This window comes from Bacillus sp. 7_6_55CFAA_CT2 (assembly GCF_000238655.1).
Lineage (GTDB): Bacteria > Bacillota > Bacilli > Bacillales > Bacillaceae_G > Bacillus_A > Bacillus_A cereus.
On record NZ_JH414708.1, the window covers coordinates 142321 to 148396 of the forward strand.

The window sequence follows — 6076 nt, forward strand, 5'->3', positions numbered from 1 at the left end:
TTGAATATATAAAGTTTAATCGAGATAAAAAAAATTGCAAATATGAGGTGAGAAACGATGGTAGAAAAACGAATTCCAATTCAAGTTGCTGAGGCAGTAGAACGGGTAATGAAATATGCAAAGCATGGTGAAGTAGAAGAAATTTCTATTACGGAAAGTTACGGGAGAATTCTCGGGGAAGATGTTGTCTCAGATCATGACGTTCCTCATTTTGATCGTTCCCCTTACGATGGTTTCGCCATTCGAGCAGAAGATACGAAAGAAGCAACTCAAGAGAATCCAGTTGAATTTGAAGTAATAGGAGAAATCGGGGCAGGTTCTGTTTTTACAGAAGAAGTAGGATCTTTTCAGGTGGTTCGTATTATGACAGGAGCAGCTATTCCACAAGATTGCAATGCAGTCGTAATGCTAGAGCTGACAGAAGGGTTTGAGAAGAACGGGAAAACATATATGAAGTTAAAACGCCCTTTTAATAACGGTGACAATGTGTCGTTTAAAGGAGAAGATATAAAACAAAATCAAGTTCTCGTTCAGAAAGGCGTTGCAATTAATCCAGGTGTTGCCGCCTTATTAGCAACGTTTGGATATAGCACTGTGAAAGTTGTAAAACAGCCTGTTGTCGGTATTGTAACGACAGGAAGTGAATTATTAGAAGTACATGAGCCGTTAGAACCGGGGAAAATTAGAAATAGTAACTCGTATATGATCGCAGCTCAAATTATGAAAGCTGGCGGGAAAGTTCGTTATTATGGTCAACTCGCGGATGAGTTAGATGCATGTTTTACAGCTGTTCAATCAGCGGTGGATGAGGTCGACATTTTAATTACAACAGGCGGTGTATCAGTAGGAGATTATGACTACTTACCAGCTATTTATGAAAGGTTACAGGCAAATGTACTCTTTAATAAGATAGCCATGAGGCCCGGAAGTGTAACGACAGTAGCTGAAGTTGATGGAAAGTTACTCTTTGGTTTATCAGGAAATCCGTCTGCTTGTTATGTAGGCTTTGAATTATTTGTGCATCCAATTATAAAAACGTATTTGTATGCGAAGGAACCTCACGTATATAGAGCGGATGCTATTTTACAAAAAGATTTTCCAAAGCCAAATCCATTTACTCGTTTCGTAAGAGCGAACGTAACAATTGTGGACGGGGCGTTACAAGCGATGCCAGTTGGTTTAGATAAATCGAGTGCGGTATCTTCACTTGCAGATGCGAATGCTTTTATCGTGTTACCTGGAGGAACGAGAGGATTTGAGACCGGAATGAAAGTATCCGTATTATTGTTAGAGCACTCTGAGGGATGTGATTGGCCATGGGCAAAGCCCCTTCAATCTTACAAATAGTAGGATATCAAAATAGCGGGAAAACAACACTTGTTGTGAAAGTGGTGCATGCATTAGCTGAACGAAAAATGAAAGTTGCTACAATTAAACATCACGGGCACGGAGGCTTTCCAGAAGTAGCGCAAAAAGATAGCGAAAGACACCGTAAAGCTGGTGCTGTCGTAAGTAGTGTAGAAGGTGCTGGATTGCTTTCACTTTCTTCACTAAGAAAGAAATGGTCCTTGCAAGAAATTATTCGCTTATATGAGTTTTTTGAAGTGGATACAATTTTAATAGAAGGCTATAAAAAAGAGAATTACTCGAAAGTAGTGTTACTTCGTTCTGCGGAAGACATTGAGCTTTTACATAAAGTAGAAAATATAGTGGCGGTTATTACGTGGTATGATGTTCCGGCAAATATACGAGAAGAATATAAAGTATTTCATATAACAGAAGAAGAGTTGTACATAGACTGGTTTTTACAAACGGTTAGGAGTGCGAAATGATAAATACATATTATGAAGTAATTGATACAGAAATCTCAATTGAAGAAGTAACGAAGAAAGTAATTCGACGTGAATGCGGTGCTGTTACAACATTTATTGGAACGGTTAGAGAGTTTACGAAAGGGCGTCGTACATTATACTTAGAGTATGTTGCTTATAAGACGATGGCAGAAAAGATGCTAGAGAAAATTGGCTTGGAAGTGAAAGAGAAATGGCCAGGTACATATGTTGCGATTACACATCGCATCGGTACGTTGCAAATTTCTGATATAGCGGTTGTTGTTGCTGTTTCAACACCACACCGTAAAGCGGCTTATGAAGCGAACGAATATATTATGGAACGCATAAAACAAATTGTTCCGATTTGGAAAAAGGAGTTTTGGGAAGATGGTGACTCATGGATTGGTGATCAATTAGAAAAAACACCATATCCGGCGGGAGAGCCTGGGAAGGAGCTATAAGTATGATTAGAGTATTGTTATTTGCGCACTTGCAAGAAGAAGCAGGGACAAGTGAATTACAAATAGAGAAAGAAAATATTACGGTTGCACAGTTAAAAGATGTTGTTGCGAACGAATATAATGTACCAGTTTCAGAGCCAATTATGGTTGCGATTAATGAAGAATACGCAAATGAAGATGACAGGGTCCAATCTGGTGATGTTGTTGCACTAATTCCACCAGTGAGCGGTGGTTAATATTGGATTCATTAAAACGACTTTCCTACATAGGGAAAGTCGTTTTTTTATGGCAGTTTTGAGAACACTAATCTATAGAACAAGGAGGGAACTATGAAAAAAATATGTGTAGTTATCACAATGCTATGTGTGGCCTTTTTCTCTTCTCCAAGCGATTCTTTCGCGAAAGAATCAAGAGAACAGCTTTTAGAGAGTGCATTATCAAATAGGTACTATTCAGTTATTAGACAAGTGACAGAAGATCAATATGAATGTGCTTCAGTTATAGATATAAAGCGTCTCGGCAAGAAAGATGAATTTGTTCCTAGATACGAAGTGAAGCTACAATTTCTTACATTTCAAGGAGCGCATAATCCGCCGAACGATAAAGTTACGCTTACTTTGGAAGATCATTTAGATCACGTAAAGATAAAGAAAGTGGAGCGAGAAAAGAATGTTTCTGACGTTATTGCAGAAAAAGTTTGTGAACGGGAAAAAGAAAAAATAAAAGCTCACTCTAACGACTTAGAGTGATAATCTATGGCATTTAGTAAAGAAAGGTAATGAGTGATGGATATATTTTTAGCGATTTTACCAGCTATATTTTGGGGAAGTATTGTGCTATTTAACGTAAAACTGGGCGGGGGCCCGTATAGTCAAACGCTCGGAACAACGTTTGGAGCACTTATTTTCTCAATTGTTGTTTATATTTTTATGAAGCCAGTATTAACACCTACCGTTATCGGAGTTGGAGTTGTGTCAGGTTTATTTTGGGCGCTTGGTCAGGCAAATCAATTGAAAAGTATTGATTTAATGGGTGTTTCGAGGACGATGCCAATTTCAACAGGACTTCAATTAGTCGCGACGACTTTATTTGGCGTTATCGTATTTCATGAATGGTCCACGACAATATCGGTCGTCCTTGGGATTTTAGCGCTCGTTTGTATTATTATCGGTGTTATTTTAACATCGCTTCAAAGTGAAGAAGAAAAGAATGCAGAGCAAGCAGCAAACTTTAAAAGAGGTATCGTAATTTTATTAATTTCAACAGTCGGTTATTTAGTTTACGTAGTAGTAATTAGGTTATTTAACGTAGATGGCTGGTCGGCTTTGTTGCCACAAGCAGTTGGTATGGTGTTAGGTGGGATTTTGCTTACCTTTAAACATCATCCATTTAATAAATATGCAATTCGAAATATTATTCCAGGATTAATTTGGGCAGCTGGAAATATGTTTTTATTCATTTCACAGCCGCGTGTTGGAGTCGCAACAAGTTTCTCGCTATCGCAAATGGGAATTATTATTTCCACGCTTGGTGGGATCCTTATATTAGGTGAAAAGAAAACGAAACGTCAATTAACGGGTATCGTTGTCGGTATCGTTTTTATTATCGCAGCCGGAATTATGTTAGGTATAGCCAAAAGTTAAAGGAGGTATGGAAATGTATAGTGATTTAGCAGGGAAAGTTGTCGTTATTACAGGATCAGCAACTGGTCTCGGAAGAGCGATGGGAGTAAGGTTTGCTAAGGAAAAAGCGAAAGTGGTTATTAATTATCGTTCACGAGAATCAGAAGCGAATGATGTGTTAGAAGAAATTAAAAAGGTAGGCGGCGAAGCGATTGCTGTAAAAGGTGATGTAACCGTCGAATCAGATGTTGTGAATCTTATTCAATCTGCTGTGAAAGAGTTTGGTACGCTTGACGTTATGATTAATAATGCAGGGATAGAAAACGCGGTACCGTCGCATGAAATGCCGCTTGAAGATTGGAATAGGGTAATTAATACAAATTTAACAGGTGCTTTTTTAGGAAGTCGTGAAGCGATTAAATATTTTGTAGAACATGATATTAAAGGGTCTGTCATTAATATGTCTAGTGTTCATGAGAAAATTCCGTGGCCACTATTTGTGCACTATGCAGCAAGTAAGGGTGGCATTAAACTGATGACAGAAACGTTAGCGCTAGAATATGCGCCAAAAGGTATTCGAGTAAATAATATAGGACCAGGTGCAATTAATACGCCAATCAATGCAGAAAAGTTTGCTGATCCTAAAAAACGTGCTGACGTAGAAAGTATGATACCTATGGGCTATATTGGAAAACCTGAAGAAATCGCAGCAGTAGCAACTTGGCTTGCTTCATCAGAGGCGAGTTACGTAACGGGAATTACGCTATTTGCAGATGGTGGAATGACGTTATATCCATCGTTTCAAGCTGGGCGTGGGTAATATAAAAGGACGAAGAGATAAAACTCTTCGTCCTTTTTTTACTAAAAAAAATAGCGTTCGGCTATTTTAAAATTAATGATTAATTGTATCTTGAAGAAATTCTGTTGCTTGATGTTCAGTAACATTTTGTACGAGCGCGACTTCGCTGATCATCATTTTTCGTGCATTATCTAGCATTTGTTTTTCGCTCGCATTTAATGTTCTCTCTTTATTACGGCGAAGTAAATCCCGAACCACTTCTGCGCTATCTTGTAAATTGCCATTTTTCATTTTTTCCATATTCATTGTATATCTTTGTTTCCATGAGAGTGATGGGTCTGACTCCCCGTTTTGAAATTCAAGAAGTATATCATCTAACGTACCTCGATCAACGATATAACGAATACCTGATTTTTTTAATTGTTCCATCGGAAGCATTACTTGCATATCTTTACTAATGATGCGTATCACACAATATTGACGTGAAGTACCTAATATTTCTTTCTCTTCAATTGCTTCGATGATTCCTGCACCGTGCATTGGATAAACGATTTTATCACCAATTTGAAACAAATCATCCACCTCCATATGTGGTAACCACTTTTAATGATAGCATACGTATGTAAAAATGTCAAATTTTATATAATAACATAACATTTATATTCGAGTCAATAAGATAAAGTGCTTTTTTTTATGTTTTTTTTGAACTTATTTATCCCGCATTAACGGGCGATAAGACCCCCCATCTCAAAATTTAGAGAAAGCAAAGAAGTTAGGTGGGGGTCGGGCTGATTAAAGTTTCACTTTATAGTGATTTTTTTAGAAAAATAGTACAGGTGAGAAAGAAGGCATATCCACTTATTTTTAAGCATAAAATGTAAAAGCGCTAATACAATATACCTAAATCCGTTCTTTGCAAAGGAGGGAGAGAAGGTGGGGCGCACAATAAAAATTGATATTACAAATAAAGTTGTAGCTAAATTTAGACCAAATTATTTGGAATTATATACGAGTAAATTTATGATAGGTAAGTTTTATGTCTATACTGAAGATAAAAAATATGTGTTAGAAGACGGATATATATATGAGAATGGAAAGTTTTATCGCATCATAGATACGCACCGTGGCAATAATCAAGCGGCGGAGGGCTGCGATCTAGGATGGTGTTAACATGATTCGTGTGAAAGTGTTTGATGAAAGTCACGAAAAAGACTTAGAAGACGCTGTGAATGTGTTTTTGAAAAAGATTGATGATAGCAACTTTGTAGATATTAAGTATCAAGTTGGTGTTTCCATTAATGACGATGAAAACCAAATTTATTGTTTTTCTAGCAATGATCGTTTATAAAACAATAAAAAAGA

9 protein-coding genes and 1 pseudogene are annotated in these 6076 nt (G+C 37.2%); 9 read left to right on the forward strand and 1 reads right to left on the reverse strand.

Translation table 11 applies throughout. The features are described 5' to 3' along the window. The first annotated feature begins 57 nt into the window (after positions 1–57). The 7 genes from moeA to HMPREF1014_RS00855 all read left to right on the forward strand — a co-directional run bounded on the left by moeA (position 58) and on the right by HMPREF1014_RS00855 (position 4735). Positions 58–1347 carry a molybdopterin molybdotransferase MoeA gene (gene moeA, locus HMPREF1014_RS00825; protein ID WP_000229698.1) on the forward strand — a complete coding sequence of 430 codons (1290 nt, stop codon included), beginning with the start codon at positions 58–60 and terminating at the stop codon, positions 1345–1347. Further along, positions 1317–1832 carry a molybdopterin-guanine dinucleotide biosynthesis protein B gene (gene mobB / locus HMPREF1014_RS00830; RefSeq protein WP_000513647.1) on the forward strand — a complete coding sequence of 172 codons (516 nt, stop codon included), beginning with the start codon at positions 1317–1319 and terminating at the stop codon, positions 1830–1832. The genes moeA and mobB overlap by 31 nt, the downstream gene beginning before the upstream one ends. Beyond that, on the forward strand, positions 1829–2293 hold the full coding sequence (moaE, locus tag HMPREF1014_RS00835) for a molybdopterin synthase catalytic subunit MoaE (RefSeq protein WP_000611226.1): 465 nt from the start codon (positions 1829–1831) through the stop codon (positions 2291–2293). Before mobB ends, moaE begins: the two co-directional genes overlap by 4 nt. 2 nt (positions 2294–2295) lie before the next feature. Continuing rightward, a complete protein-coding gene (gene moaD / locus HMPREF1014_RS00840) occupies positions 2296–2529 on the forward strand; it encodes a molybdopterin converting factor subunit 1 (RefSeq protein ID WP_000621778.1) in 234 nt (77 codons plus the stop codon). Between the two features lie 93 nt (positions 2530–2622). Further along, a complete protein-coding gene (locus tag HMPREF1014_RS00845) occupies positions 2623–3042 on the forward strand; it encodes a DUF3888 domain-containing protein (protein WP_000717679.1) in 420 nt (139 codons plus the stop codon). 36 nt (positions 3043–3078) lie between these two features. After that, positions 3079–3936, forward strand: a complete 858-nt coding sequence (glcU, locus tag HMPREF1014_RS00850; protein ID WP_000350861.1) for a glucose uptake protein GlcU — start codon at positions 3079–3081, stop codon at positions 3934–3936. 13 nt (positions 3937–3949) lie between these two features. Then, positions 3950–4735, forward strand: a complete 786-nt coding sequence (locus HMPREF1014_RS00855; RefSeq protein WP_000286673.1) for a glucose 1-dehydrogenase — start codon at positions 3950–3952, stop codon at positions 4733–4735. A 72-nt stretch (positions 4736–4807) separates the two neighbouring features. Here the strand turns inward: HMPREF1014_RS00855 and HMPREF1014_RS00860 are convergent, their stop codons facing one another. Then, complete coding sequence (locus tag HMPREF1014_RS00860; RefSeq protein WP_000451446.1) at positions 4808–5302, reverse strand: CarD family transcriptional regulator; 495 nt, start codon at positions 5300–5302, stop codon at positions 4808–4810. A gap of 345 nt (positions 5303–5647) precedes the next feature. Between HMPREF1014_RS00860 and HMPREF1014_RS00865 the strand changes: the two genes are divergently transcribed. Together HMPREF1014_RS00865 and HMPREF1014_RS00870 are read left to right on the forward strand one after the other, a co-directional pair. Beyond that, complete coding sequence (locus HMPREF1014_RS00865) at positions 5648–5884, forward strand: DUF2553 family protein (protein ID WP_000533804.1); 237 nt, start codon at positions 5648–5650, stop codon at positions 5882–5884. 1 nt (position 5885) lies between these two features. Then, positions 5886–6076, forward strand: a pseudogene (locus HMPREF1014_RS00870) (sporulation protein Cse60); the annotation flags it as partial.

Bases quoted from the DNA above. Each gene is read 5' to 3' on its own strand.
- moeA (WP_000229698.1), top strand. From the start codon at position 58: ATGGTAGAAAAACGAATTCCAATTCAAGTTGCTGAGGCAGTAGAACGG.
- HMPREF1014_RS00855 (WP_000286673.1), top strand. From the start codon at position 3,950: ATGTATAGTGATTTAGCAGGGAAAGTTGTCGTTATTACAGGATCAGCA.
- HMPREF1014_RS00860 (WP_000451446.1), bottom strand. From the start codon at position 5,302: ATGGAGGTGGATGATTTGTTTCAAATTGGTGATAAAATCGTTTATCCA.
- moaD (WP_000621778.1), top strand. From the start codon at position 2,296: ATGATTAGAGTATTGTTATTTGCGCACTTGCAAGAAGAAGCAGGGACA.
- HMPREF1014_RS00845 (WP_000717679.1), top strand. From the start codon at position 2,623: ATGAAAAAAATATGTGTAGTTATCACAATGCTATGTGTGGCCTTTTTC.
- mobB (WP_000513647.1), top strand. From the start codon at position 1,317: ATGGGCAAAGCCCCTTCAATCTTACAAATAGTAGGATATCAAAATAGC.
- moaE (WP_000611226.1), top strand. From the start codon at position 1,829: ATGATAAATACATATTATGAAGTAATTGATACAGAAATCTCAATTGAA.
- glcU (WP_000350861.1), top strand. From the start codon at position 3,079: ATGGATATATTTTTAGCGATTTTACCAGCTATATTTTGGGGAAGTATT.